The 25,879-nt window shown below is 62.8% G+C and carries 23 protein-coding genes and 1 tRNA gene; 13 read left to right on the plus strand and 11 right to left on the minus strand.

All coding sequences use genetic code 11. The annotated features are described in order from the left end of the window. Positions 1-4: 4 nt before the first annotated feature. The 9 genes from lolB (at position 5) to OGV19_RS20000 (ending at position 8,359) form a co-directional block, all read left to right on the plus strand. The gene (lolB, locus tag OGV19_RS19960; RefSeq protein WP_264310322.1) at positions 5-622 is read left to right on the plus strand and encodes a lipoprotein insertase outer membrane protein LolB; all 618 of its coding nucleotides are present in this window, start codon (positions 5-7) and stop codon (positions 620-622) included. Positions 623-625: 3 nt separating this feature from the next. Beyond that, positions 626-1,486, plus strand: coding sequence for a 4-(cytidine 5'-diphospho)-2-C-methyl-D-erythritol kinase (ispE, locus tag OGV19_RS19965; protein ID WP_264310323.1), 861 nt, complete (start codon positions 626-628; stop codon positions 1,484-1,486). Positions 1,487-1,505: 19 nt separating this feature from the next. Then, a tRNA-Gln gene (locus tag OGV19_RS19970) sits at positions 1,506-1,580 on the plus strand. 48 nt (positions 1,581-1,628) lie between these two features. Next, a complete protein-coding gene (locus tag OGV19_RS19975) occupies positions 1,629-2,570 on the plus strand; it encodes a ribose-phosphate pyrophosphokinase (protein WP_003247410.1) in 942 nt (313 codons plus the stop codon). Between the two features lie 122 nt (positions 2,571-2,692). Then, positions 2,693-3,286: a 50S ribosomal protein L25/general stress protein Ctc gene (locus OGV19_RS19980; protein WP_264310324.1), complete on the plus strand. Its 594-nt coding sequence runs from the start codon at positions 2,693-2,695 to the stop codon at positions 3,284-3,286. A gap of 79 nt (positions 3,287-3,365) precedes the next feature. After that, positions 3,366-3,950, plus strand: a complete 585-nt coding sequence (pth, locus tag OGV19_RS19985; protein WP_008099045.1) for an aminoacyl-tRNA hydrolase — start codon at positions 3,366-3,368, stop codon at positions 3,948-3,950. Between the two features lie 21 nt (positions 3,951-3,971). After that, positions 3,972-5,072: a redox-regulated ATPase YchF gene (gene ychF, locus OGV19_RS19990; RefSeq protein ID WP_027594480.1), complete on the plus strand. Its 1,101-nt coding sequence runs from the start codon at positions 3,972-3,974 to the stop codon at positions 5,070-5,072. Positions 5,073-5,182: 110 nt separating this feature from the next. Next, a protein-coding gene (locus OGV19_RS19995) for an IS3 family transposase (protein ID WP_264309780.1) occupies positions 5,183-6,402 on the plus strand; the annotation gives its coding sequence in 2 pieces (ribosomal slippage) (positions 5,183-5,531 and positions 5,531-6,402; 1,221 coding nt in all). 235 nt (positions 6,403-6,637) lie between these two features. Further along, positions 6,638-8,359, plus strand: coding sequence for a SulP family inorganic anion transporter (locus tag OGV19_RS20000; protein ID WP_264310325.1), 1,722 nt, complete (start codon positions 6,638-6,640; stop codon positions 8,357-8,359). Here OGV19_RS20000 and OGV19_RS20005 read toward each other — a convergent pair. The 8 genes from OGV19_RS20005 to OGV19_RS20040 all read right to left on the minus strand — a co-directional run bounded on the left by OGV19_RS20005 (position 8,356) and on the right by OGV19_RS20040 (position 17,089). Further along, the gene (locus OGV19_RS20005; protein ID WP_264310326.1) at positions 8,356-9,372 is read right to left on the minus strand and encodes a DUF2955 domain-containing protein; all 1,017 of its coding nucleotides are present in this window, start codon (positions 9,370-9,372) and stop codon (positions 8,356-8,358) included. The genes OGV19_RS20000 and OGV19_RS20005 overlap by 4 nt on opposite strands. Next, positions 9,362-10,459, minus strand: a complete 1,098-nt coding sequence (locus OGV19_RS20010) for an HlyD family secretion protein (RefSeq protein WP_264310327.1) — start codon at positions 10,457-10,459, stop codon at positions 9,362-9,364. The genes OGV19_RS20005 and OGV19_RS20010 overlap by 11 nt, the downstream gene beginning before the upstream one ends. Then, positions 10,456-11,976, minus strand: a complete 1,521-nt coding sequence (locus tag OGV19_RS20015; protein WP_264310328.1) for an efflux transporter outer membrane subunit — start codon at positions 11,974-11,976, stop codon at positions 10,456-10,458. The genes OGV19_RS20010 and OGV19_RS20015 overlap by 4 nt, the downstream gene beginning before the upstream one ends. A 13-nt stretch (positions 11,977-11,989) precedes the next feature. Then, positions 11,990-13,087: an AI-2E family transporter gene (locus tag OGV19_RS20020; protein WP_264310329.1), complete on the minus strand. Its 1,098-nt coding sequence runs from the start codon at positions 13,085-13,087 to the stop codon at positions 11,990-11,992. A gap of 39 nt (positions 13,088-13,126) precedes the next feature. Next, complete coding sequence (locus OGV19_RS20025; RefSeq protein WP_264310330.1) at positions 13,127-14,323, minus strand: monovalent cation:proton antiporter-2 (CPA2) family protein; 1,197 nt, start codon at positions 14,321-14,323, stop codon at positions 13,127-13,129. 36 nt (positions 14,324-14,359) lie between these two features. Next, the gene (gene ppk2, locus OGV19_RS20030; protein ID WP_264310331.1) at positions 14,360-15,178 is read right to left on the minus strand and encodes a polyphosphate kinase 2; all 819 of its coding nucleotides are present in this window, start codon (positions 15,176-15,178) and stop codon (positions 14,360-14,362) included. Positions 15,179-15,358: 180 nt separating this feature from the next. Further along, entirely contained in the window at positions 15,359-15,979 is a 621-nt protein-coding gene (gene ycaC, locus OGV19_RS20035) for an isochorismate family cysteine hydrolase YcaC (RefSeq protein ID WP_264310332.1), read from the minus strand. Between the two features lie 90 nt (positions 15,980-16,069). Next, on the minus strand, positions 16,070-17,089 hold the full coding sequence (locus OGV19_RS20040; protein ID WP_264310333.1) for a transporter: 1,020 nt from the start codon (positions 17,087-17,089) through the stop codon (positions 16,070-16,072). Positions 17,090-17,282: 193 nt separating this feature from the next. Here OGV19_RS20040 and OGV19_RS20045 point away from each other — a divergent pair, with 193 nt between their 5' ends. The 4 genes from OGV19_RS20045 to OGV19_RS20060 all read left to right on the plus strand — a co-directional run bounded on the left by OGV19_RS20045 (position 17,283) and on the right by OGV19_RS20060 (position 21,318). Continuing rightward, positions 17,283-17,678 carry a DUF2384 domain-containing protein gene (locus OGV19_RS20045; protein WP_264310334.1) on the plus strand — a complete coding sequence of 132 codons (396 nt, stop codon included), beginning with the start codon at positions 17,283-17,285 and terminating at the stop codon, positions 17,676-17,678. Beyond that, positions 17,675-18,205 carry an RES family NAD+ phosphorylase gene (locus OGV19_RS20050; RefSeq protein ID WP_264310335.1) on the plus strand — a complete coding sequence of 177 codons (531 nt, stop codon included), beginning with the start codon at positions 17,675-17,677 and terminating at the stop codon, positions 18,203-18,205. The genes OGV19_RS20045 and OGV19_RS20050 overlap by 4 nt, the downstream gene beginning before the upstream one ends. Before the next feature lie 298 nt (positions 18,206-18,503). Then, positions 18,504-19,934 (plus strand): aldehyde dehydrogenase family protein, encoded by a 1,431-nt coding sequence (locus tag OGV19_RS20055; RefSeq protein WP_264310336.1) that lies wholly within the window; start codon positions 18,504-18,506, stop codon positions 19,932-19,934. Positions 19,935-20,100: 166 nt separating this feature from the next. Next, positions 20,101-21,318, plus strand: coding sequence for a DUF3422 domain-containing protein (locus OGV19_RS20060; protein WP_264310337.1), 1,218 nt, complete (start codon positions 20,101-20,103; stop codon positions 21,316-21,318). 128 nt (positions 21,319-21,446) lie between these two features. Here the strand turns inward: OGV19_RS20060 and OGV19_RS20065 are convergent, their stop codons facing one another. The 3 genes from OGV19_RS20065 to OGV19_RS20075 all read right to left on the minus strand — a co-directional run bounded on the left by OGV19_RS20065 (position 21,447) and on the right by OGV19_RS20075 (position 25,735). Further along, positions 21,447-23,849, minus strand: coding sequence for a DUF3772 domain-containing protein (locus tag OGV19_RS20065; protein WP_264310338.1), 2,403 nt, complete (start codon positions 23,847-23,849; stop codon positions 21,447-21,449). A 56-nt stretch (positions 23,850-23,905) separates the two neighbouring features. Continuing rightward, positions 23,906-24,964 (minus strand): bifunctional DNA-binding transcriptional regulator/O6-methylguanine-DNA methyltransferase Ada, encoded by a 1,059-nt coding sequence (gene ada, locus OGV19_RS20070; RefSeq protein WP_264310339.1) that lies wholly within the window; start codon positions 24,962-24,964, stop codon positions 23,906-23,908. A 144-nt stretch (positions 24,965-25,108) separates the two neighbouring features. Continuing rightward, positions 25,109-25,735: a DNA-3-methyladenine glycosylase family protein gene (locus tag OGV19_RS20075; protein WP_264310340.1), complete on the minus strand. Its 627-nt coding sequence runs from the start codon at positions 25,733-25,735 to the stop codon at positions 25,109-25,111. Positions 25,736-25,879: the final 144 nt, after the last annotated feature.

Here is a 25,879-nt window from a genome sequence, read left to right on the forward strand (position 1 = left end):
CGCCATGTTCCTGCGCCATTGCATCACCTTCACCCTGATCGCCCTGCTCGCGGGCTGTGCCGGCTTTGGTAGCCGCGAAGCCCTGCAGGGCCAAGGCAACCCGCAACAGTGGCGCCAGCACAAAGCGCAGTTGAGCACCCTTGATGGCTGGCAGATCAACGGCAAGGTCGGCATCCGCGCCCCGCGCGATTCCGGCAGCGGCACGCTGTTCTGGCTGCAGCGCCAGGACTATTACGACATCCGCCTGGCAGGCCCGCTGGGCCGTGGCGCTGCCCGCCTGACCGGCCGCCCCGGTGGCGTGGTGCTGGAAGTGGCCAACCAGGGCCGCTATGAAGCCAGCAGCCCCGAGGCGCTGCTGGAAGAACAGCTGGGCTGGCAACTGCCGGTTTCGCACCTGGTCTGGTGGGTACGCGGCCTGCCCGCACCCGACAGCAAGAGCCAGCTGACCCTGGACGGCGACAGCCGCTTGGCCAGCCTGCGGCAGGATGGCTGGCAGGTGCAGTACCTGAGTTATACCGAGCAGAACGGCTACTGGTTGCCCGAGCGCCTGAAACTGCACGGCAAGGACATCGACGTCACCTTGGTGGTCAAGGACTGGCAGCCACGCCAGCTGGGGCACTGATTTATGAGCACCCTTACCCTGCCCGCCCCAGCCAAGCTCAACCTGTGGCTGCACATCATCGGCCGCCGCCCGGATGGTTACCACGAGCTGGAGACGGTGTTCCAGTTCCTCGACCACGGTGACGAGCTGAGCTTCGCCCTGCGTGAAGACGGCGTGATCCGCCTGCATACCGAAATCGAGGCCGTGCCCCACGACAGCAACCTGATCGTGCGCGCCGCACGCCAATTACAGGAACACTCCGGCACGGGCCTTGGCGCCGACATCTGGCTGACCAAGGTCTTGCCCATGGGCGGTGGTATCGGCGGCGGCAGCTCGGATGCCGCGACCACGCTACTGGCGCTGGCGCATTTGTGGCAACTGGACTGGGATGAGGATCGCCTGGCCAGCCTGGGCCTGAGCCTGGGCGCGGACGTGCCGGTATTCGTTCGCGGCCACGCGGCATTTGCCCAGGGTGTCGGCGAGCAACTGACCCCGGTCGACCCTGACGAACCCTGGTATGTCGTGCTGGTGCCGCAAGTGTCTGTCAGTACTGTAGAAATTTTTTCACATCCGCAGTTGACACGTGATTCCCTCCCCCTTAAGATGCGCCCCGTTCCCGAGGGAAACAGTCGAAATGACTGCCAACGGGTGGTTGAGCAGAGTTATCCAGAAGTTCGAAACGCATTGAATTCTCTGGGTAAATTCACTGAAGCTCGGCTAACCGGAACTGGAAGTTGTGTGTTTGGGGCCTTCCCAAACAAAGCCGAAGCTGATAAAGTTCTGGCCCTTCTTTCAGCGACCCAAACAGGGTTTGTGGCGAAAGGAAGCAATGTTTCGATGTTGCATCGCAAGCTGCAAAGTCTGGTCAAGAAGTCGAGTGCCTAGCGCTCGCAGCAACAGATACAGGGGCGTCGCCAAGCGGTAAGGCAGCAGGTTTTGATCCTGCCATGCGTTGGTTCGAATCCAGCCGCCCCTGCCATTTTCCTTATACTCATCCAGGTATACCCTCAGCCTTCAGGTACTGCGCGTGTCCAAGATGATGGTCTTTACGGGGAACGCTAACCCCGATCTGGCTCGGCGTGTCGTACGTCAGCTGCATATCCCTCTCGGTGACGTCTCTGTCGGTAAATTCTCCGACGGCGAGATCAGCACTGAGATCAATGAAAATGTTCGCGGTAAAGACGTTTTCATTATTCAGCCGACCTGTGCCCCGACCAACGATAACCTGATGGAACTGGTAGTGATGGCCGACGCCTTCCGCCGCTCCTCAGCATCCCGAATCACCGCCGTGATTCCCTACTTCGGATACGCCCGCCAGGACCGCCGTCCGCGTTCGGCACGTGTAGCCATCAGCGCCAAAGTCGTCGCTGACATGCTCACTGTCGTAGGTATCGACCGTGTACTCACCGTCGACCTGCACGCTGACCAGATCCAGGGTTTCTTCGATATTCCTGTCGACAACATCTACGGCTCGCCCGTACTGGTCGACGATATCGAAGACCAGCGTTTCGAGAACCTGATGATCGTTTCCCCGGACATCGGTGGTGTCGTGCGCGCACGTGCCGTCGCCAAGTCCCTGGGCGTCGATCTGGGTATCATCGATAAACGCCGCGAGAAGGCTAACCACTCCGAGGTTATGCACATCATCGGCGACGTCGAAGGGCGCACTTGCATCCTGGTAGACGACATGGTCGACACCGCCGGCACCCTGTGCCACGCGGCCAAAGCCCTGAAAGAACACGGCGCTGCCAAGGTTTACGCCTACTGCACGCACCCTGTCCTGTCGGGCCGCGCGATCGAGAACATCGAGAAGTCGGTACTGGACGAGCTGGTGGTGACCAACACCGTTCCGCTGTCCGCCGCTGCTCAAGCCTGTGACCGTATCCGCCAGTTGGATATCGCACCGGTTGTCGCTGAAGCGGTACGCCGCATCAGCAATGAAGAATCGATCAGTGCGATGTTCCGCTAAGCGGAATACGTATTGATGTGAAGCGCCCCGCCCCAGCATGTGTTGGGGCGGGGCTTTTTTGCCCACCCCGTTTGGCGCTGGTCGCAAACGCCTGCGGGAGATGGCTATTTTGGAGAAGCAAAATGACTGATTTCATCCTGAACGCCCAAGCGCGTACTGACCTGGGGAAAGGTGCGAGCCGCCGCCTGCGTCACTCGCTGAGCATCCCTGCCGTTGTCTACGGTGGCGATAAAGAAGCTCAATCCCTGACCATCGTGTCGAAAGAAATCGCCAAGCTGTTCGAAAACGAAGCTGCCTACAGCCACGTGATCGAGCTGAACGTTGACGGCGTCAAGCAAAACGTCATCGTCAAAGCCATGCAGCGTCACCCTGCCAAGCAATTCATCATGCACGCTGACTTCGTTCGCGTCGTTGCTGGCCAGAAGCTGACCGCCAAGGTTCCGGTTCACTTCATCGGCGAAGAAGCCCCGATCAAGAAAGGCGGCGAGATCTCGCACGTTGTTTCCGAGATCGAAGTGTCTTGCGAAGCCAAAGACCTGCCTGAGTTCATCGAAGTTGACCTGGCCAACGCCGAAGTCGGCAGCATCATCCACCTGTCGGACCTGAAAGCTCCGAAAGGCGTAGAGTTCGTCGCTCTGGCCCACGGTGATGACAAAGCTGTTGCCAACGTTCACGCGCCACGCGTTGCTCCAGAAGCTGAAGGCGCTGCCGAGTAATCCACTCGCACGCCGGTGTTGATCGGGTTACAGTGCCCCGCGCCCTGTAACCCACCAACTCCAAGGAAGAGCCCCTGACGTGACCGCCATCCAGTTGATCGTTGGCCTGGGTAACCCCGGCCCCGAATACGAACAGACCCGGCATAACGCAGGGGCTCTTTTCGTTGAACGCATTGCCAGCGCCCAGCGCGTCTCCTTGACCGCTGACCGCAAGTATTTCGGCCTGACGGCTAAATTCAGCCATCAGGGCAACGACGTTCGTCTGCTCATCCCCACCACCTACATGAACCGTAGCGGCCAGTCCGTGGCGGCCTTGGCCAATTTCTTCCGCATCAAGCCGGAAGCGATTTTGGTGGCACATGACGAACTCGACCTGCCTCCAGGCGTCGCCAAGCTTAAACGCGGCGGCGGCCATGGTGGGCACAACGGCCTGCGCGACATCATCGCGCAGCTCGGCAACCAGAACGACTTCCACCGCCTGCGGCTTGGCATCGGCCACCCGGGTGACGCCAAACTGGTCTCCAACTTCGTCCTGGGCCGCGCGCCGCGCGCCGAGCAGGAGAAGCTCGATGCCAGCATCGATTTTGCCCTCGGCGTGCTGCCAGATGTCCTCGCTGGCGATTTCGCCAAGGCGATGCGCGAGCTGCACAGCCAGAAGGCCTGATTTCCTAGAGAGGGAATACCCATGGGTTTCAATTGCGGCATCGTCGGCCTGCCCAACGTCGGCAAGTCCACCCTGTTCAACGCCCTGACCAAGTCTGGCATCGCGGCGGAGAACTTCCCTTTCTGCACCATCGAGCCGAACAGCGGCATCGTGCCGATGCCCGACGCGCGTCTGGCTGCACTGGCGGAAATCGTCAAGCCTAACCGCATCCTGCCGACCACCATGGAATTCGTCGACATCGCAGGCCTGGTGGCGGGCGCCTCGAAAGGCGAAGGCCTGGGCAACAAGTTCCTCGCCAACATCCGCGAGACCGACGCCATCGCTCACGTGGTGCGCTGCTTCGAAGACGAGAACGTGATCCACGTTTCCAACAGCGTCGACCCTAAGCGTGACATCGAGATCATCGACCTCGAGCTGATCTTCGCCGACCTCGACAGCTGCGAGAAGCAACTGCAGAAGGTTGCCCGCAACGCCAAGGGCGGCGACAAGGAAGCCCTGGCGCAAAAGGCCATTCTGGAAAAGCTGATCCCGCACTTCACCGAAGGCAAGCCGGCGCGCAGCCTGATGAAGCACATGGCTGACGACGAAAAGGCCGTCATCCGTGGCTTCCACCTGCTGACCAGCAAGCCGGTGATGTACATCGCCAACGTCGCTGAAGACGGTTTCGACAACAACCCGCACCTGGACGTGGTCCGTGCCATCGCCGAAGAAGAAGGCGCGGTCGTGGTGCCGGTGTGCAACAAGATCGAAGCCGAAATCGCCGAACTCGACGACGGTGAAGAGAAGGACATGTTCCTTGAGGCCCTGGGCCTGGAAGAGCCTGGCCTGAACCGCGTGATCCGCGCCGGTTACGAGCTGCTGAACCTGCAGACCTACTTCACTGCCGGCGTGCAGGAAGTCCGCGCCTGGACCGTCCGCGTTGGCGCCACTGCGCCACAGGCAGCCGGCGTGATCCACACCGACTTCGAAAAAGGCTTCATCCGCGCCGAAGTGGTGGCGTATGACGACTTCATCCAGTTCAAGGGTGAAAGCGGCGCCAAGGAAGCCGGTAAATGGCGTCTGGAAGGCAAAGACTACATCGTCAAAGACGGTGACGTGATGCACTTCCGCTTCAACGTCTGACGTTCAGCGTTTGCCTGCCGACAAAAGCCTCCGAACGGGGGCTTTTGTGTTTCTGCTGTCCCGTCCTGAATAAGGTTTACACCTCCCATCCCGAATTTCCGGAGAGTCAGATGGAGCAAGGTGTAAAGCGCACACAGCGGGATTACTCACTGTCTTTTAAATTGGCGGTGGTTGATCAGATTGAAAAAGGCGAACTGACCTACAAGCAGGCCCAGGTGCGGTATGGCATCCAGGGTCGGTCGACGGTTCTGGTATGGTTGCGTAAGCACGGTCGGCAGGATTGGAGCCAGGGGGCCTCGATCCGCGACGAGAGGAGCTGCGCGATGTCTGACCCCAAAACGCTTACTCCAGAGCAGCGGATCAAAGAGCTTGAGCAACAGCTTGAGCTGATGAGCCAGAAGGCCCAGTTTTTTGAAACGGTCGTTGATGTTCTGAAAAATGACTATGGTGTCTCGGTCGTAAAAAAGCGATCCGGCAAGTCCTCTCGCAAGGTCAAGTCGCAGGACTGAGCATTGCCAGGGCTTGTCAGTTTCTAGGCATCAGTCGACAGGCTTACTACAAGCGCAACCGAGCTGCTGATGGCAAAGAGCGCCAGGCTGATCGGGTGGTTGAGTTTGTTCAGCAAGTCCGGATGCGCCAGCCTCGTCTGGGTACACGCAAGCTGCACTATCTGCTGCATTGCCAACCGGACAAACGATTCCAAGTCGGCCGAGATAGGCTGTTCCAGGTCTTGGGAGAGCGCCGTCTGCTAGTGCTGCCTAAGCGGGCTTACCACAAGACAACACAAAGCTTTCATCGCTTCTACTGCCATCCCAACTTACTCAAGTCGGGCCCAAGCCAAGTCGTTCCGACAAGACCGGAGCACGTCTGGGTTGCCGATATTACTTACCTGCCCGCACGTAACGGCCCGTTATACCTGAGCCTGGTAACGGATGCGTACTCCAGGAAAATTGTTGGCCACCACGTCCATGAAAGCCTGCATGCCGAGTCAGTGGCGCAAGCCTTCAAGCAGGCATTACGAAAGCGACGTCGTCGCCAGCCATTAGTCCACCATTCGGATCGAGGCATCCAATATTGCTCGGCGCTGTACCAGTCACTGCACCAACGGCACGATGTTCAGTGCTCCATGACTGATGGGTATGACTGCTACCAGAACGCGCTGGCCGAGCGAATCAACGGAATCCTCAAGATGGAGCTGCTGTTGAGCAGCCCTGAAGATCTTGAGCAGGCGAGGCAGATGGTTGACGAGGCAGTGCAGATCTACAACACAGAACGGCCCCATATGGCCCTGAAAAATAAAACGCCCGATGCAGTGCATCGGGCGTTTTGAGGCCTGTCGGCCTACCTGAACAGGTGTAAACCTATTTCAGGACTAGACATGCAGAGTTACGGACTCTGTGGGAGCGGGCTTGCCCGCGAAGCATGCAACGCGGTTTATGGCACCGGCTTCGCCGGTGTTCGCGGGTAAACCCGCTCCCACAGGGCCCGCGCCCGCAGACACCAACTAAGCTGTCTCCAACGGGACCTCAAGCGGTAAATACGCCCGCCCCCCTGGAGCCTGCACCATGCCCGAAACACCCCCTCCCCCACGCTTCGACTGGCAACGCTGGCTACCTGGCGTGGTCACCCTGCTGCACTATCAGCGTGCCTGGCTGCCCAGGGACATCGCTGCCGGGCTGGTACTCACCAGCATGCTGGTGCCCGTGGGCATCGCCTACGCAGAAGCCTCGGGCGTACCCGGCATCTACGGCCTCTACGCCACCATCATTCCGCTGCTGGCCTATGCCCTGTTCGGCCCCAGCCGCATCCTGGTGCTCGGCCCAGATTCGGCACTGGCCGCGCCTATTCTGGCGGTGGTCGTGCAATACGCCGCCAGCGACCCGCAACGCGCCATCACCATCGCCAGCATGATGGCCCTGGTCGCTGGCGTGTTCTGCATGGTCGCCGGGTTATTGCGCCTGGGCTTCATCACCGAATTGCTGTCCAAGCCGATCCGCTACGGCTACATGAACGGCATCGCCCTGACCGTGCTGATCAGCCAATTGCCCAAACTGTTCGGGTTGTCCGTCGACAGCCAAGGCCCATTGCGTGACGTCTGGAACCTGACCCAGGCCCTGCTCGCAGGCCAGGGCCACTGGCCCAGTTTCATCATCGGCGCCGGTAGCCTGGCGCTGATCCTGCTGCTCAAACCCTTCAAACGCTTGCCGGGCATTTTGATCGCCGTGGTGCTGGCGACACTGGCGGTGAGCCTGCTCGACCTCGACCAAATGGGCGTCAAAGTCCTTGGCCAACTGCCCCAAGGGCTGCCGGACCTGGTCTTCCCCTGGTTGAGCGATATCGACCTGGTGGAAGTACTGCTCGGCGGCATCGCGGTGGCGCTGGTGTCGTTCGCCGACACCAGCGTGCTGTCACGCTCCTACGCGGCCCGCCTGAAGACGCCGGTCAACCCCAACCAGGAGATGTTTGGCCTGGGTGTGGCGAACCTTGCCAGTGGGCTGTTCCAGGGCATCCCGATCAGCAGCAGTTCGTCACGTACACCTGTCGCCGAAGCCGCCGGAGCCAAGACCCAGCTCACCGGCATCATCGGTGCGCTGGCCGTGACCGTACTGCTGCTGGTGGCGCCCAACCTGATGCATTACCTGCCCAACAGTGCACTCGCCGCCGTGGTGATCGCCGCCGCACTGGGCCTGTTCGAGTTCGCCGACCTCAAGCGCATCTTCCACATGCAGCAGTGGGAGTTCTGGTTGTCGTTCACCTGCTTCGTCGGCGTGGCGGTGTTTGGTGCCATTCCCGGTATCTGCATTGCCGTGGCGATTTCAGTGGTCGAGTTTCTGTGGGATGGCTGGAGGCCGCACTTTGCGGTCCTTGGCCGGGTGGATGGCACCCGTGGCTACCATGATGTGCAGCGCTACCCGCATGCCCGGCGCATTCCCGGGCTGGTGCTGCTGCGCTGGGATGCGCCGCTGTTCTTTGCCAATGCCGAACAGTTTCAGAGCACCGTGCTGGCCGCCGTGGATCAGTCCCCTACCGCGGTGCAGCGGTTGATAATTGCCGCGGAGCCTGTGACCAGCATCGACATTACCTCTGCGGACATGCTCGCCGAGCTGGACCGGGCGCTGGAGGCGCGCGGTGTGGAGTTGCAGTTCGCCGAAATGAAAGACCCGGTAAAAGACAAGATGAAGCGCTTTGAATTGTTCCAGCACATGGGGGAAAAGGCGTTTCACCCCACCGTCGGCGCTGCGGTGGATGCCTACCTGGAGGACACTGGGGTCGACTGGCAACCCTAATGCACCCACTGCTGTGCCCTGCGCCGGTCGATCCAGATCAGCAGGGCACTGGCATACACCGATACCGCCAGAAACAGCGCCATGCGCACCGCGAACGCGCGGTAAACATCCTGCCCCGCCGCGCTGTCCTGCACAGACTGCCCCAGCAGTATCAGCATGGTCGTCAGGCAACTGACCCAGTAGGCCGGGCTGTGCCGCGTCGCCACAGCACGGTAGAGCCGCCGGGCCTGCCAAAGCGTGAACAGCAACACCCACAAAAAAAACATCCACAGGTGCACGAACAGGCTCAGTGCGCTCCACAGCAGGATCGCCAGCAACCCGGCCAGCAAGGTCGAACCAATCAGCTCTCGGCTGGCATTACGGGCATGGGTCTCGCTTGCCTGCTGACCGAGGCTCACCGACTTCATGATCAGCGGCATGAACGCGTCGGGTGCAATCAGCGCCAGCAAAAACGCGGGCATGACGATGAGTGTGGCGCGCAGCGCAACCCAGCTGGCACGCTCGGCGGCGAGCGGCGGCGGTGCTGGCTGCGCGGGGGCATCGGCAGGTTCCGGGAACATCACATGCGCCAGCGCCGTGCCCAAGGTTGCCAGGAGCATGCCTTTGGACAAGGCCTCGACCACCGACAGCGCCAGGGTGAAATCGCTGGTGCCCGCTGCGGCGATCATGGTCAGGCCGATCACCAACAAGTTGGCCAACAGGCCGTTGCCGCCTTTCAGGGCATAACGCAGCACCAGAAACACACCCACGCCAACCAGCAGTACCCCGCTCACCGGTGCATGGCGCAGTAAGGGAATCAGCAACAGGCCACTGCCACAACTCAGCAGCACCAGCACCGCCAGCGCCGGTGCCGCGCGCAACGGCAGCGGCTGGCTGCGCATGGCCAACAGCAGGACCGCGAACACCGGTGCCAAAATCGGCACAGGCAGGCCAATGCCGAAGCTGACCGCCAGGCACAGCGCCACGCCCCAGGCCAGGCGTAGTGCGCGCTGGCGCCGCAGTTCAATAGGCATACGAGAGCCAGCTCATCAACCACATGAACGCACGGCCCAGCACGTTCAACGGGTTGCCCTCGCTGGGCAGCGCCATGACCTCGGCCTGGCCACCCACCCGCAACCCCGCCTTGTCCTGCAACTGGTCACGCTCAAGTTCAATGATCACCGGAAAGCGTTGGGCCGAACGCAGCCACTCACGGCTGTTCTGGACACTCGGCAGCGTACCCGGCGGGTTGCTCTGGCCCACGCTGACGCCATAACCGATGCTGCGTATGCGCCCTTTCAGCACAGCCCCAGGCAACGCATCGAGCACCACCAGCACCGGTGTACCGGGGCGCAGGCGGCCGAGGTTGTTCTCGGTCAGGTCAGCGCTGATCCACACGTCATGGATCGCGATCAAGGTCATCATCGGGCTGCCGGCGCCCACATAGTGGCCAACGTCAGTGCGCAGGTCGGTGATCAACCCGTTGGCATCGGCGCGCACCACCGTTCGCGCCAGGTCCAGGCGGGCCTTTTGCACATTCGCCGCGGCGCTGCGCAGCTGGGCATTGTCCGCTTGTGCCCCACCCTGCTGCTCGCGTGCCCGCACCACTTCGGCACGCGCTGCCGCGACCTGGCTAATGGCCTGATCGCGCGTGGCCTGCGCGCCTTCCAGGCGGCGCTGTGAAACCGTGCCGGGGTCTTCCTCGATCAGCCGCTTGAGCCGCCCGGCGTCCTGCCTGGCCTTGCGCTCGTTGGCCTGGGCCGCCAGCAATGCCGCCTGGGCCGAATCGATGCCGGCGGTATGGGCACCGATCTGCCTGCCCACCGTATCGAAGTCGGCCTCGGCGCGGGCCAGGGCAATGCGGTACTGCTCCTGGTCCAGCTCGAACAGCACCTCGCCCTTGCGCACCTCTTGGTTGTTGCCCACGGCCACGCGCTTGACCTGGCCGGCCACTTCGGCGCTCACCGGCACCACGTAGGCTTGCAGGCGGGCCTGTTGGGTATAGGGCGTGAAGCGGTCGGCCAGCAGGTACCAGAACAGGCTCACGGCAATCAGCAGCAATACCCAGCGCAAGCCACGGTCGGGCGCTTGCGCGGGGGGTGTTTGCGGGGTGTCGGTCATTTTTGCTCACCGGGTTGCTGTGCGCTGGGGGCAGGTTCATCCAGCAAGTCGCCCCAATCGGTGCGTAGCTGCATCTGTCGACGCGTGGCCGGGTCGATCGGTGCACGGCTTGGGTCCCAACCGCCGCCCAGGGCCTTGTACAAGGTCACCAGGCTACTGACGGCATTACCGCGGCTGACCAAGTAGCCGTCCTGTTGTTGTAGCAGTAACTGTTGCGCGTCGAGCACCCGCTGAAAGTCGGCGAAACCTTCGCGGTATTGCGACATGGCCAGGCTCAACGAGCGCTGCGCGGCTTGCGAGGCTTGGTCGCGAATACTCGCGCTCTGCAGCGAGCGCACCAAGCCGCTGGCGGCGTCGTCGGCCTCGCGGGCGGCTTCGCGCACACTTTGCTGATACAGCTCGATCAGTTGCTGCAAACGCGCATCCTCGACGCGTACGGCGTTCTTGCGCCGGCCGTAGTCGAACGGGTTCCAGATCAGGCTGGGCCCGGCAGCCAGGTCGAACGTGTTGGGCAGGTGACTGGCCGAGACGAACGTCCAGCCGAGGCTGCCCAACAGGCTCAGCTGTGGATAAAGATCGGCTTCGGCCACCCCGACCAGTGCCGATTGCGCCGCCACGGCCTGCTCTGCGGCGCGGATGTCTGGGCGACGTTGCAGCAGGCGGGCAGGCACGTCCTGCAACAATGCGCGGTCCGGCAGTGGCAACTGCCCGTAATGCGACTGCAGCTCCGGCAGTGGGCCGGGGGGCCGCCCGAGCAGCGAGCAGAGCACGTTGCGCAGAGCGTTGAGCTGGTTCTCGAACTCGGGGATGGTCGCCTGAGTCGCCAGGTATTGCGTACGGGCCTGCTGCCAATCGAGTTCGTCATGCTCGCCATGGCGGAACAGCCGCTCGGTGATCTCCAGGCTGCGCGCCTGGCGCTTGGCGTTTTCCTCGGCAATGGCCAGGCGCGCCTCGGCGGTACGCAATGCAAAGTAGGTGTCGGCGACCTGCGCACGCAATAGCAACAGGGCATCGGCGTAGTTGGCCTGGGAGGCGAAATAAAGCGCATCGGCAGACTCGATGGCGCGGCTGAAACGCCCCCAGAAGTCGATTTCCCAGGCGATGTCGAAGCCAGCGCTGGATTGCCAGAACACCGAGTCGCGGGCAGTGTCGGTGCCGGATTGGTCTTGCTTGAGATAGAGGCTTTGCGCCCGCACCTGCTGCAACTGCGGATAGCGCCCAGTCTGCACGATGGCCAGCTGCGCACGTGCCTCGGCGATGCGCAGGCCGGCCACGCGCAGGTTGCTGTTGTGGGCGTCGGCTTCGGCGATCAGCGCATCCAGTGTCGGGTCGGCGAACACCGCCCACCACTGGCGAAAGTCCACCGTTGCATCGCGCCGCCCGGCCTGCTCCAGCAGGGGTGTGCTCCACGGGTCCAGCCAGGCCGTTTGTTGGGGGTGAAAGTCTGGCCCGACCTGGGTGCAGCCTGACAGCAAGGCAACCAGGCCCAAGGCGCGACGCCAGGTAGGTGCAGGCATGCCAGGCCCCGGCTCAGGCCGACGGTTCGACAGGGTTTTCGGGTACCTGCAGCGCGACCCATTGCCAGAACAGCACGTAGGTCACACCCAGAATCACCGGGCCGATAAACAGGCCGATAATGCCTTTGACCACCATGCCGCCCAACGCACCGATCAGCACCACAGGCATCGGCACATCCACACCGCGCCCCAGCAGCAGCGGCTTGAGCACGTTGTCGGCAAGGCCGGCGACGAAGGTGTAGACGGCAAACACGATGGTCGCCACGGTGAAGCCCTCGGCATGGAACACGTAGGCGATGACCGGCAGCGTGATCAGCGTGGCTGGCGCCTGGGCGATACCCAGCATGAGGATGGCAATCGCCAGCATCCCCGCCGCCGGCACGCCCTTGATGACAAAACCTACGCCAATCAACAGCATCTGGATGAAGGCAATGCCGATCACGCCCTGGGCGACGGCGCGAATGGTGGCGGTACATAGTTTTGCAATCGACCTGCCGCGCTGCTCGCCGGATACCCGCATGGCAATGCGCTGCGCCGCCAGCTCGCCACGCGCGCCGAAGGCCATGATTACCCCCGAGATGATGATCGCCGCGATGAACATCAGAAACGCGCCCCCGGCACTGGCCGCTGCCCCCAACAGCACACGCCCGGTGTCCTTGAGCTGCGGCATCATGCTGTTTAGCACCTCGCTGAGGCTCTCGGAAGCCGCCAGCCATAAGGCATACAGACGCGGCCCGAGCAACGGCCAGGAAGCCACCGACTCGGGGGGTGTCGGCACGCTCCAGGCGCCGCTCTTGAGCAGTGTCAGCATGCCGTCCACCGACTCGGTGATCGACACCACCACCAGGTAGATCGGCACCAGCAACACCACCAGCACCAGCAACACCACCAGTGTCGCCGCATAGCCGTCCTTGAGCCCCCAGCGCCGCGTGATACGGCAGTGCAGCGGGTACAGCGTGACCGCCAGGATCACCGCCCATAGCATCAGTTCCAGGAAGGGCTGGAACACCTGAAAGGAGAAGATTACCAGGGCAGCCACCAAGCCTGCCTTGATCAAGACATCAAGCAAGCCCTGCGACAGGGCGCTGTCCAGCTTGAAACTCGGCTGCATGCTTCACCTCCGAACAGTCGGTACGCCGTCAGGCGCGAGTCAGTGGTCGGTTTCAGGCGCGGGACGGGTGGCGTCGGCGTCGCGCAACTGCCGTGAGAGGCCCATCATCACCAGCGGCACCACCGCCATCGACAGGGTGATGGCCAGCACCAGCAAGTCGTGAACCTGCTGCTCAAGCACCTGGTGCTCAAGCGCCAGTTTGAACACCACGAAAGCAAACTCACCGCCAGACGCCAGTACCACCCCCAGGCACAGCGCCTGGGGGCGATTCAGCCCGCCGGCCGTGCGGCCCAAGGCAACCAACAGCGGCAGCTTGACGCCCACCAGCAACAGCGTGAGCCCCAGCACCGCCAAGGGCATGCCGAACAACAAGCGCAAGTCGGCGCTCATGCCCACACCGACGAAGAACAGCCCAAGCAGCAGCCCTTTAAGCGGCTCGATCTGGGTCTCAAGCTCGTGGCGAAACGGTGACTCGGCCATCAACACACCGGCAAGGAACGCGCCGAGGGCCATCGAGACGCCGACATGCTCCATCACCCAGGCGGTACCCAGCACCACCAGCAAGGCGGTAGCGGTAGACAGCTCCGGCAACCCGGAGCCGACCGTCCATTTGAATACCGGGGTCATCAGGTAGCGGCCGCCAACAATGATCACGCCAATGCCGACCGCCACGCCCACCAGCGGCCACGTGCCCTCATCGGCGCGGCTGACATCACCGCCAAGCAAGGGCACCACGGCAATCAGGGGGATGGCGGCAATGTCCTGGAACAACAGAATCGCCACGGCCAGGCGCCCGTGCGGCTTGCCCAGGTCCTTGCGCTCCGCCAGCACCTGCAAACCGAACGCCGTGGACGACAGGGCCAGCCCCAGCCCCAGCACGATGGCCGCCGCCTTCGACTGGCCGAACAGCCAGTACGCGAGCAGGCCAAGCACTGTGGCGGTCAGCCCGACCTGCAACGAGCCAATGCCGAACAGCGCGCGGCGCATGGTCCACAGCCGGCGTGGCGAAAGCTCCAGGCCGATCACGAACAGCAGCATCACCACGCCCATCTCTGACAGGCGTGCGACGTTGTCCGGGTTACCCAGCAAACCGAGCACCGAGGGGCCGATCAGGATGCCGGCCAGCAGATACCCCGGCACGGCGCCCAGTTTCAAGCGTTGCGCCAGTGGCACCAGCAGTACCACGGCCAGCAGGAACACCACCGTTGCCTGAAGCAAGCTGCCGTCATGTGGCATAGGTCTACACCCTGTAGGCTCCCCGCAGGGAGGGGGTCAGTAACGCGCTTCGACAACCTTGAACGGGTAGTTCACTGCCTTGTACTTGCCGACCTTGCCGCGCTTGGGCAACTTCACGACCTGGTCGCGGGTGATGTCCTTGTAGGGGATGCGGCCGAGCAGGTGGCTGATGATGTTCAGCCGCGCGCGCCGCTTGTCGTTGGAGTGCGCCATGAACCACGGTGCCCAAGAGGAATCCGACGCGGCGAACATGTCATCGCGGGCTTTGGTGTAGTCGTCCCAGCGGGTGTACGACTTCAAGTCCATCGGTGACAGCTTCCACAGCTTGCGGCCGTCGTTTATGCGGTCCTGCAGGCGTCGGGTCTGCTCTTCGGCACTGACCTCCAGCCAGTACTTGATGAGGATGATCCCCGACTCGACCATCATCTTCTCGAACAGCGGCACCACGGTGAGGAACTTGTTGGCCTGTTCATCGCTGCAAAAGCCCATGACGCGCTCGACGCCGGCGCGGTTGTACCAACTGCGGTCGAAGATCACCACTTCACCCGCGGCGGGCAGATGGCCCAGGTAGCGTTGCACGTACATCTGGGTCTTTTCCCGCTCGGTCGGCGCAGGCAGCGCCACCACACGGAACACCCGAGGGCTGACCCGCTCGGTAAGGGCCTTGATGGTCCCGCCCTTGCCCGCGCCATCGCGGCCTTCAAAGACGATGCACACCTTCAGGCCTTTGGCCACGACCCATTCCTGCAGCTTTACCAACTCGACGTGAAGTTGCTTGAGCGCCTTCTCGTAGGCCTTGCCGCCCAGTTTTTCGGGCTGTGCCTGGGGGTCCTTGTTCTTGGCTGACTTCGACATGGCGCGCTCCTGCTGGCGAATGAAGATTCAGTATGGTCGATCCATGGCGGTTTGCCGCTTCGCTTATTACGCCCGCACTGTCCCTTGCTGGTGCGTGGTTTGCTCGGTCTGTGTGAGTGTGTAGGAGCGCCCCGGCAAGGCCGCTCCTACACAGAATCGCCCGGCGTGTGGGGAAGTGCGCTACTTGGCCAGTTTGTCGTAGCTGGTCATCAGGTTGCGGTAGTCGGGAATGTGATTGGAGAACAGCGTCCCCAGCCCTTCGACGTCGTTACGCCAGTCCCGGTGCAGCTCGCAGGCCACGCCGAACCAGGTCATCAGTTGCGCCCCGGCAGCCTCCATGCGCCGCCAGGCCGAATCACGGGTCAGTTCGTTGAAGGTGCCAGAAGCATCAGTGACGACGAAGACCTCGAAGCCCTCCTCCAGCGCCGAAAGTGCCGGGAACGCCACGCAGACTTCGGTCACCACGCCGGCAATCAGCAGTTGCTTCTTGCCCGTGGCTTTGACGGCTTTGACGAAATCTTCGTTGTCCCAGGCGTTGATGTTGCCGGGGCGCGCAATGTAGGGGGCATCGGGGAATTGCGCCTTGAGCTCGGGGACCAGCGGGCCATTGGGGCCGGTTTCGAAGCTGGTGGTGAGGATGGTCGGTAGCTTGAAGTACTTGGCCAGGTCTGCCAGGGCCAGGACGTTGTTCTTGAAGCGATCCGGGTCGATGTCGCGTACCAGCGAAAGCAGGCCGGCCTGGTGATCGACCAGCAGCACTGCAGCGTTGTCCTTGTCCAGACGCTTGTATTGGAAGGCCATGGTGGAGCTCCTTGCATCAGCGGATTGGGAGTATCAGCGTAGGCAAGGATGAGCGATGGCGGGAACCGTCAGTCGGGGCGCATCACGCCGTCAGTACTCACGGCGCTTGCGAAACGCCCAGCGCCCCACCAGCACGGTGAAGGTCGCCACCAGTGCCACCAGCACCCAGAAGCCGTGCGGGTCGTCCGACAGCGGCACGCCCCCGACGTTCATGCCGAAGAAGCCGGCGATGATGTTGATCGGCAGCGCCAGCACAGTTACTACGGTGAGGGTGAACAGGGTTCGGTTGGTTTGCTCGTTGAGCTTGGCGGCGATCTCTTCCTGCAGCAACTTGATCCGCTCGCCCAAGGCGGTGAGGTCGCTGATCACCAGGGTGAACTCTTCGGTGGCCGCGCGCAGCTGACGCATGTCCTGCTCCTGCAGCCATTCCGGTGGGCGGTTGAGCAGTCGCAACAGGGCCCCGGGTTCGAGCGCCAGCAGGCGCTGCAGGCGCACCAATACCCGGCGCATGCTGCTGAGTTCGGCGCGGTTGTCACTCAGGCGCTGGGACAGCAACTGGTCTTCGATGCGATCAACGCTGGTGGTGGTTTCGCGCACGATCTGGGTCAACACATCACCCTGGTCGCGCAGTAGATGCACCAGCAGTTCGATGGACGAATGAAAACGCTCGCCACGCTTGACCGACGAGCGCAGCTTGTCCACCGAATGCAACGGCTGCAAACGTGCGCTCACCAGCAGTTGGCTGCTGGCGCAGGCCCACAACGTGGAGATGTCCGAAGACACCAGGCCGAAGTTGAAGACCACGTCGTTGACCACCGCCAGCAGTGCCGAATCGGCATGCTCGATACGGGTCGAACGAGAACCCTCGCGCAAGGTTTCGAAGAAGGCCTCGGGCAGCGTCAGGTGGGCGCGCAGCCAACGCTCACAGGCGGCATGGGCCAGGTTCAGGTGTAGCCACAGAAACTCGTCGGGCTCGGGCGGCTCGCCGAGCTTGCGCAGCAGCTGCGCCGAATCGATCTCGCGACCGGGTTGGCCTGGGCGGAAGGCGAACGCATAGAGCAGGCCGAACAGGTCGTGGTCCTGTTGCGGATGCAGCGCGGGATGACCCATTCGAACTCGCAATGAGGCATTGGGGTTGATGGCAGAAATGTTGCGGGATGTAAGTTGCAGTTCGATGACAGCAGGATCGGCTTGTGCCGGTCACTTCGCGGATAGCCTGCCCACCTGTCGAGCAAGCTTGATATATGCTGAATTTGTGCAAATATTGTGCACGTGAGAAGCAAAAATCGCCAGGAGGTCAACCATGGCCAGTAATGCAGTATTGGAACTTCACCCCACCACTTTCGAAGGGTTGATGGAAGCGCTTCGCGAAGTTAACCGGGTCATGTTTTCCCCTGAGCGGTTCTTGAAAGTGTTCTCGATGGACCAGCAGACATTCGCGGCCCGTGCCCACGTCCATCGCAATACGGTGCGTAACGCCCCCGAGTCGGAAAAGATCCAGGCATACATTCGCGATGCTGTACGGGTCCTGCGCGCTGTGACCGACATGGGTACCGAAATGACCAAGGCCATTTTCTGGTTCAAGAACGAACCCCTTTCCACCTTCGATTACAAGACCGCAGAAGAGGTTGTCAGCGAAGGCCGGACTGAACAGTTGATCGCCTTCCTCCAGTCGTGGGAAGCCGGCGCTCAAGGATGAAGATCACCTCTTATCTAAACTTGGCCTGTTACCGCCTGCACACACCGAAGTGGGCGGTAGCGCCAATGTCCGGAGCGGGTGCAGCTACTCAGGGCGGTCGGGCCAATCGCAAGGGGCTGGAGGCTCTCTACCTGTCCCTGGAGCCAGTAACGGCGGTGGCAGAGTTCCAGCAAGGTAGCTCGTTTCTACCTCCTGGCCTTCTGGTGAGCTACTCGCTCACGCTGGACCGAGTGATCGATTTTACCGGTGGCTACCAAGAAGACTGGCCGGCAATCTGGAAAGACTTTTTCTGCGACTGGCGAAAGATTCGCTTCAACGAAGGTGTCGAACCGCCCAGTTGGCTCATTGGTGACCTCGTTCTTGAAGTCGATTGTGCAGGGATCGTTTTTGAGTCCGTTGCGCACCCCGGTGGTAAGAATCTTGTGCTCTACACCGACCAACTTCCCGCGCACGGTTCCCTCACTGTGAACGACCCGCGTGGCGATCTACCTAAGGATCAGTCGTCCTGGCACGGCCCCAAGCGCTGACCGGCCCAGGTGCCCTTACGCACCTGCGTGAAGCCGGCAGTTAGTCAAAAAGTTCACACTTTCCTGAACTGATTATTTGCCCCCAGCGATTTTTCCCCCCACCAACCGCCACCAGAATCGCCCACCACAATCACAAAAACCGTGAGGCCACTCCCGTGGACCAAACACTCCAGGTGCGGCAGGCCAAGGGTTTTACCGTGCTGGCGTGTAGGGGCCCAATGGCCCGCGCTGGGTGCCCTGAAAAACATCACCCACACGCCGGTAATCACTGCCGAAAAGGCCTGACTGGAATCCGCCCATGACCACTTCTCACTACATCAACGGCCACTGGGTCGAAGGCCAAGGCAGCGACTGCATTAGCGTCAATGACCCTGCATTGGGCCTGCCCTTCGCCGAATTTATGGCCGCCAGCGTTGCCCAGGTCGACCAGGCCGTGGCTGCTGCACGCCAAGCCCTGCCTGCCTGGAAACAGACCAGCGCCAGCGAGCGTGCAGCGTACCTGCGCGGTTTTGCAGACCAGCTCGGGCAACGCCGTGAAGCGTTGATCACCCTGCAGATGCGCAACAACGGCAAGCCCCGCCACGAAGCCGAAATCGACCTGGACGACGCGATTGCCACGTTCAGCTACTACGCCGAGCTGGCTGAACAACTGCCGGAAAAGAACCGCAACGTGCCCCTGGCCGCACCCGGCTTTACCGCCCGTACTCGCCTGGAGCCCGTCGGCGTAGTCGGCCTGATCGTGCCGTGGAACTTCCCACTGGTGACCAGCGCCTGGAAGCTCGCGCCCGCCTTGGCCGCAGGCTGCACCGTGGTGCTCAAACCCTCGGAGGTCACCCCGCTGGTCGAGCAGGCTTACGGCCAGATCGCCGATACCCTCGGGCTGCCCGCCGGTGTGCTGAACATCGTCAACGGCAAGGCCGAAACCGGCGCGGCGCTGAGCAACCACGCGGGCCTGGACAAGCTGTCGTTCACCGGCAGCAACAGTGTCGGCAGCCAGGTGATGCGCAGCGCCTCTACCCAATGCCGGCCCGTGACGCTGGAGCTGGGCGGCAAGTCAGCAATCGTGGTGTTCGATGATTGCGATATCGACCAGGCCGTGGAATGGATTGTCGCCGGCATCAGCTGGAACGCCGGTCAGATGTGCTCGGCCACCTCGCGCCTACTGGTGCAGGACGGCATTGCCGATACGCTGCTGCCGCGCTTGCAGGCAGCACTGGAGAACCTGCGGGTGGGCAACCCGTTGAACGAAGAAGTGGACATGGGCCCGCTGACCAGCCAGGCGCAATGGCTGAAGGTTGCCAGCTACTTTGCTACCGCACGCGAAGAAGGCCTGCAGTGCCTGGCTGGCGGCAAGGCGCTGGACCGTGAAGGCTGGTTCGTCAGCCCCACGCTGTATGTGGACGTACCAGCCCACAGCCGCCTGTGGACTGAAGAAATCTTCGGCCCGGTGCTGTGCGCACGGCGCTTCACCACTGAAGCGCAGGCAATCGCTGAAGCCAATGACAGCCGCTTCGGCCTGGTGGCCACGGTCTGCTCGGCCGACCTGGAACGCGCCGAACGGGTTGCCGATGCGCTGGAGGTTGGCCACGTGTGGATCAACTCGGTGCAGGCCGTGTTCGTCGAGACCTCGTGGGGCGGGACCAAAGGCAGCGGGATTGGGCGCGAGCTTGGGCCTTGGGGTTTGTCGGGGTACCTGTCGGTGAAGCATGTGACGCGCTGCCTGGGTTAACCCCAGCGCTGGTAAAGAAGCCCCTTGCTGACGGTTGTCACAAGGGGCTTTTGCTTTACGCTTGATTCCGTTTCACAAACGCCCTCATGGTCACGTGACTTTCCCCTCCCCCCGCCAAGTCCCACTCCCTGGTACCCCCACAATCACAACACCAGGCCGGACCACCATGCACCCTCAACGCACCGCCTTGCACAACGAACTGCACGCTCGCCCGTCGCTGTATTTCGACGGCCCGGCCCATGTCTTCCACCTCGCCCTACTCGGCGGCGATGCCGCGTGTGCCGCGCTGCTGCAACGCTGCTGCCCAGAGGCGCAGGACACCAACGCAGCGCAGGGCATCACCCGCCTGGACGGGCACCCGTTCAAGTGGGAAAGGCACACCGAGTTCTTCACCCTGACCCTGGTCGTGCCCTGCGCCACCGCCGACACCGAGTGGCAAGCCCTGCCGCAGGTACTGGCCGAAGCCATCGCCCCGCAAACGGCGCAGGTAATCAATGCGGTGCAGGTGCTGGTACGCGATGAACAGGACCTGGACCTGCCCCGCTATGGTTTCAAAGACCCGTGCGGCTCCTGCGTGGGCGGTGGCGATGCGTCGGTGTGGAGCGATTTTCGCCTGACCGAGGACGGCACCAACCGCTTCCTGTTCATCAACCGCCGCCTCAATGCCTACCGCCAGGGCCGGATGATCCGGCGCCTGCTGGAGATCGAGACTTACCGCATGATGGCTTCGCTGACTTTGACCACGGCCAAGGCCCTGAGCCAGGAGCTCGACGCCTTCGACAAGACCCTGGTGAGCCTGTCCGAACGCAGCACCGGGGGCGATGGCCATGACTCCAAGGGGTTGCTTGACGCCATCGCCCACCTCTCGCGCCAAGTGGTCAGCCACACGGTGAAGACCCGTCACCGCTTCGGTGCAACCCAGGCGTATGCGCAACTGGTGTTCGAGCGCTTGGGCGAACTGCGCGAAAGCCACGTGGGCGATTGCCAGCGTTTGGGCGTGTTCATCGAACGTCGCTTCAAGCCCACTGTGCGTTATTGCGCAGCCACCGAGCAACGGCTGGAACAGCTGGCGAAGAATGTCGCCAACCTGGGCGACCTGCTGCAAGCGCGGGTGCAGGTGGAAATGGAAGAGCAGAATGCGGAGATCCTGCGCAGCCTCAATGCCCGCGCCGACGCCCAGGTGAAGATTCAGCGGGCCGTGGAGGGGCTGTCGATCATTGCCATCACCTATTACCTGCTGAACCTATTCAAGCTGCTGTACGGGGGGCTGAATGTGCTGGGGGTGGGGCTGACGGCGCGGGATGGGTTGTTGGCGATGGCGCCGCCAGTGCTGTTGGTGCTGCTGGTGATTCTGGTGAGGATCAGGCAGGCCAAGCAGCATTGAAGCCGGGGCTGCTCTGCAGCCCATTCGCGGGGCAAGCCCGCTCCCACAGGCCCCCTGCTGCCTTCAGATCAAGCAAAATCTGTGGGAGCGGGCTTGCCCCGCGAATGGGCCGCACAGCGGCCCCCGCTTCACACCGACTCGTCAGCCGGGCGCACGGTCTCTTGCACCAACACCATGCTTTGCGGCGACGACAACGGAATGCCCTCATCGCGCAACCGACCAAGAATGGTGAACAGCAGGTCACTGCGTGTGCTGGACACCTGCCGCGGCCCGGCCACGTAACCACTGACCGCAATCACCATGCCACTGGTCGTCAGGTCCTTGAACGATACCGAAGTCGCGGGCGCATCCAGGATCGCCTCGTGCTCGTGGTACGCCGCCAGCAGCAGCTCCCGCACATGGTTGGCATCGGTCTCCAGTGGCAGGGTCAGGGTAATGCTGACGACCCCCAGGGCATTGCCCATGGTCACGTTGCGCACGTTCTGGGAAATAAACTGCGAGTTGGGCACGATCACCGTCGAGCGGTCGGACATCTGAATTTCGGTGGCGCGCACGTTGATGCGACGGATATCACCCTCGACACCCGCCAAGCTGACCCAGTCGCCCACCTTCACCGGGCGCTCGGTGAGCAGGATCAGGCCGGAGATGAAGTTCTGCACGATCTGCTGCAAGCCAAAACCAATACCGACCGACAGCGCACTCACCACCCAGGTCAGGCTGGTCAGGTTGATGCGCAAGGTCGACATCACCAGCATGGCCAGGAACAGGAAGCCCAGGTAACCCACCAGCGTTACCAGCGAGGCACGCATGCCGGCGTCCATGTCGGTTTCCGGCAGCAGGCGCTCGCTCAACCAGCGCTTGAGCACACGGATGCCGAACATACCGCCGAAGAACATCACCACCGCCAGCAGGATGTCCTGCGGCACGATGTTCAGGTTGCCGAGCATCTTGCCGCCGGTGTCGTCCCAATCACCCAGGCTGAGCAGCAATTCACCGGGGCTGGTGCCCGAAGGGGTGAAGGCCAGCAGTACAGCCAGGAACAGCAACACAGTACGGCCAATACCGGCCAGTATCGTGCTGGCCTGGGCCTGGTGGCGTGGCGCCAGGCCCAAGGTCGATGCCAAGGCCAGGCCACCGGGCTGACGCGGCGACAACAACGTTTCGCACAGGTCGCCCAGGAAGGTGGTCAACAGGTAGGCACAGGTGGCCACCACGCTGATCCACAGCAACTTGGCGGTCAGGAAGTAGGCCAGGGTCAGGAAGCCGGCCAGCAGTGCCAGCAAGATCAGCCCCACCCACACCACGATGACGAAGGGGATCAGGCCCGCCAGGCCGGTCGGGCGCTCCAGGTCGTGCTTGCGCAAGGTGCGGCGGTAGCGCAGCAAGGCCACCGAGAAGATTACCGCCACCACCAGTGCGGTCAGGCCGTTGGTGGCCACGGTCAGCGCCAGGCTGGTGCCGATCACGCTGTTGATGCGCTCCTGGGTCAGCAGCACCATCAGCGCCAGCGCCAGCAGTTTCGGGAACCAACCCAGGGCGCTGGCCACCTCATCATGGATCGGCGGCAGGCGCCAGGACGGGCGTTGCAGCATCAACATGGCGCGGCCCAGGCCGGAAATGAAGGCGCTGAACACCACCAGGGTGAGGATGTGGTTGGTCAGGCTGGCGATATCCGAGCCCAGCTCGGCGCTGCTTTCCAGGCCCCAGCGCAGCAGCGACACGGAGCCGGCAATGGTGCCCAGCGTCGCCAGGCTGACGCTCAGGGCCAAGGCGCTGCGACGCAGGCGGCCTTCCGGCAGCCAGCGGATCATGGCGTCCGCCAGCAAACGTTCGAGCAGCCGGCGGACCAGCGTCCACACCAGAATCGCCGCTACCAGGCTGGTGAGGAACAACCAGCGATGCTCGGCACTGAATGCGCTGGCCACGGCATCGGCAGCCTCGCCACGCAGGTCGCGCAGGCGTGCCAGGTCTTCATCGGTGGGGCGGATCAGTGACTGCCAGAACGCCGGGGTCAGCGGGCTGGTGGCGCGGCTGGTGACCTGCGAGTTGAACTGGCTGCGGCGCAGGTTGACGATCTGCGTGGACAGATCGCGAGCCGACTGGGTCAGCTTGGTCGCCTGTTCCTGCTCAGCCAGTACGGTCTTTTTCTGTGCCTCAAGGTCTTTGCGCTGAAGGGTGATGCTCGTGGCCTCATCCTTCTGCAGCGGGCCCAGCACCTTGAGTTTGTCGTCCAGGCCTTGCACGTCAGTGGCGCGCAGCGCACTGAGGGCATCGGCCTGACGCTGCACCTGCATGGCCGCCAGGCGCAGCTGTGAGAGCACGTCGTCATTGGCGTTGCTGGTCACCCCCTGACGGATCAGGTCGAGTCGATCATTCAACTGCTCAAGGCTCGCGTTCTCGTCGAGAACCGGCAGCTCGGCAGCCGCCAGGCTGGAGACTGGCGTGGCCGGGGCGGACCAGGCCGGGGTGGCCAACGCCACCATCAGGGCCAATACGCCTAGGCAATAACGGGCAAGGCTGACACGCCTCATCGAACATTCCTCTATACATTTCGATTTGGCGGGGGATTCTACGCGGCTTGAAGCGATCAGGAGAGTGCCGTTTCTCGCTTGAGCAGTTGCTGCTTGCGCTCGACGCCCCAACGGTAGCCGCTGATATCGCCGTCGCGGCGTACCACCCGGTGGCAAGGGATGGCCACGGCAATGCAGTTGGCCGCGCACGCCATGGCCACCGCGCGCACCGCTTTGGGCGCGCCGATACGCTCGGCGATGTCGGTGTAGCTGACCCGACAGCCGGCAGGTACCTCGCGCAAGGCCTGCCAGACTCGCTCCTGAAATGCCGTGCCTTGCACATCAAGGGGCAGTGCCAGGCCCAGTGCGGGGGCTTCCACGAAACCCACCACCTCGGCGACCACGCGCTCGTATTCGCTGTCGCCACCGATCAGCCGGGCGTTGGGGAACTGGTCCTGCAACCCGTGCAGCAGTGCCTCGGGGTCATCGCCCAGCAGGATCGCGCAGATGCCCTTCTCGCTCTGGGCCACCAGAATCGCACCCAGCGAACACTGGCCAAGTGCAAAGCGAATGGTCGCCCCCAGCCCACCGGCACGGTAGGCCTTGGGGCGCATGCCCAGGCGTTGCTCGGCACTTTCGTAGAAGCGGCTGTTGGAGGTGTAGCCAGCGTCGTAGATGGCGTCAGTCACCGAGCGCTGGCCCTTTTCCAGGTGCTCGCGCAGGCGCCGGGCGCGGAATGCCGAGGCGTAGGCCTTGGGGGTCAAGCCGGTTTCGGCCTTGAACAGACGGTGCAGGTGAAAGGGGCTGACCGCCAGTTGTGCGCTGAGCTGGTCGAGGTTCGACGAAAACTCATCGCCCTCGATCAGGCGGCAGGCGCGTGTGACCAGCTCACTACGCCGGGTTGCAGTGGCACGGCTTGCGCTCGTGCAACGCTTGCAGGCCCGGTAACCCGCACATTCGGCGGCGTTGGCATCGTTGTAGAACTCGATGTTTTCGCGCTTGGCCATACGCGCTTTGCAACCTGGGCGGCAATAGATACCGGTGGTGCGTACGGCGTAGACGAAGTGGCCGGCGGCGTTGCCGTCGCGGGCCTGCACGGCCTGCCAACGTTGTTCGGGGGTGGTGTAGGGTTTCATCGCGCCTCCCATTCGGTTTACACCTGTAGCGGCCTCTTCGCGGGCAAGCCCGCTCCCACAAGTACCCCACTGGTCACGAGCACAGTGGCAATCTGTGGGAGCGGGCTTGCCCGCGAAGAGGCCGGTACAGGCACTGCAACGCCCTCAGGCCCGCCACAGGTACCAGGCCGCCACGGTCCGGTACGGGTGCCAGCCACCGCCCAGCGAGCGCATCTGCGCCGGTGTTGGCGCCTTCTCCAGCCCCTTGAGCCGACGATACCCCTCGCGCACCCCGAAATCGTCCACCGGCAGAATGTCCGAGCGTTCAAGGCTGTAGATCAGCAACATCTCTACCGTCCACCGCCCTACCCCACGCAGGGCCACCAGACGCTCGATCAACGCTTCATCGGGCATGCCCAGCGCCTCCTCGCGGCTGGGCACCACGCCCGCGAGGCGGGCCTGGGCAATGCCCTGGATGGTAGCTGCCTTGCTCGCCGAAAAGCCGCATGCGCGCATCGCCTCTGGCGTTACAGCCAGCAGTTGGTCCGGTGCAGGAAAGCTGCCCTCGGGGAACAGCGCCAACAGCCGCCCCAGAATCGACTCGGCAGCGCGGGCATGCAACTGCTGGTAGGCAATCGCCCTAACCAGCGCCTCATAGGGCTCGCGCCCCGGCGTCGCCTGGTGCAGGCACGGCCCAATTGCAGCAATATGCCGCGCCCAGTCCGGGTCCGCGCCGGCAAGGTATCGGGTCGCTTCGCGGTAGGTTTCGGGCGAAAGGTCAGCCAGGATCATGGCGGTTCCAACAGGTTGACTAGAGACCTAGCTTAGCCCAGCCGTTCATCGGCGAAACGCCGGATCTTGCGGGGCTAATTCCTGGCATACCATTGCTCTGTGCCGCGCTCCGCGCATAGAATTGAGAACTATTCACAATCGCAT

This window comes from Pseudomonas putida, assembly GCF_025905425.1.
Classification (GTDB): Bacteria; Pseudomonadota; Gammaproteobacteria; order Pseudomonadales; family Pseudomonadaceae; genus Aquipseudomonas; species Aquipseudomonas putida_AF.

Coding starts and splice junctions, on each gene's coding strand:
- lolB (WP_264310322.1), top strand. CDS start 5: ATGTTCCTGCGCCATTGCATCACCTTCACCCTGATCGCCCTGCTCGCG.
- ispE (WP_264310323.1), top strand. CDS start 626: ATGAGCACCCTTACCCTGCCCGCCCCAGCCAAGCTCAACCTGTGGCTG.
- OGV19_RS19980 (WP_264310324.1), top strand. CDS start 2,693: ATGACTGATTTCATCCTGAACGCCCAAGCGCGTACTGACCTGGGGAAA.
- ychF (WP_027594480.1), top strand. CDS start 3,972: ATGGGTTTCAATTGCGGCATCGTCGGCCTGCCCAACGTCGGCAAGTCC.
- OGV19_RS20000 (WP_264310325.1), top strand. CDS start 6,638: ATGCCCGAAACACCCCCTCCCCCACGCTTCGACTGGCAACGCTGGCTA.
- OGV19_RS20005 (WP_264310326.1), bottom strand. CDS start 9,372: ATGCCTATTGAACTGCGGCGCCAGCGCGCACTACGCCTGGCCTGGGGC.
- OGV19_RS20010 (WP_264310327.1), bottom strand. CDS start 10,459: ATGACCGACACCCCGCAAACACCCCCCGCGCAAGCGCCCGACCGTGGC.
- OGV19_RS20015 (WP_264310328.1), bottom strand. CDS start 11,976: ATGCCTGCACCTACCTGGCGTCGCGCCTTGGGCCTGGTTGCCTTGCTG.
- OGV19_RS20020 (WP_264310329.1), bottom strand. CDS start 13,087: ATGCAGCCGAGTTTCAAGCTGGACAGCGCCCTGTCGCAGGGCTTGCTT.
- OGV19_RS20025 (WP_264310330.1), bottom strand. CDS start 14,323: ATGCCACATGACGGCAGCTTGCTTCAGGCAACGGTGGTGTTCCTGCTG.
- ppk2 (WP_264310331.1), bottom strand. CDS start 15,178: ATGTCGAAGTCAGCCAAGAACAAGGACCCCCAGGCACAGCCCGAAAAA.
- ycaC (WP_264310332.1), bottom strand. CDS start 15,979: ATGGCCTTCCAATACAAGCGTCTGGACAAGGACAACGCTGCAGTGCTG.
- OGV19_RS20040 (WP_264310333.1), bottom strand. CDS start 17,089: ATGGGTCATCCCGCGCTGCATCCGCAACAGGACCACGACCTGTTCGGC.
- OGV19_RS20045 (WP_264310334.1), top strand. CDS start 17,283: ATGGCCAGTAATGCAGTATTGGAACTTCACCCCACCACTTTCGAAGGG.
- OGV19_RS20050 (WP_264310335.1), top strand. CDS start 17,675: ATGAAGATCACCTCTTATCTAAACTTGGCCTGTTACCGCCTGCACACA.
- OGV19_RS20055 (WP_264310336.1), top strand. CDS start 18,504: ATGACCACTTCTCACTACATCAACGGCCACTGGGTCGAAGGCCAAGGC.
- OGV19_RS20060 (WP_264310337.1), top strand. CDS start 20,101: ATGCACCCTCAACGCACCGCCTTGCACAACGAACTGCACGCTCGCCCG.
- OGV19_RS20065 (WP_264310338.1), bottom strand. CDS start 23,849: ATGAGGCGTGTCAGCCTTGCCCGTTATTGCCTAGGCGTATTGGCCCTG.
- ada (WP_264310339.1), bottom strand. CDS start 24,964: ATGAAACCCTACACCACCCCCGAACAACGTTGGCAGGCCGTGCAGGCC.
- OGV19_RS20075 (WP_264310340.1), bottom strand. CDS start 25,735: ATGATCCTGGCTGACCTTTCGCCCGAAACCTACCGCGAAGCGACCCGA.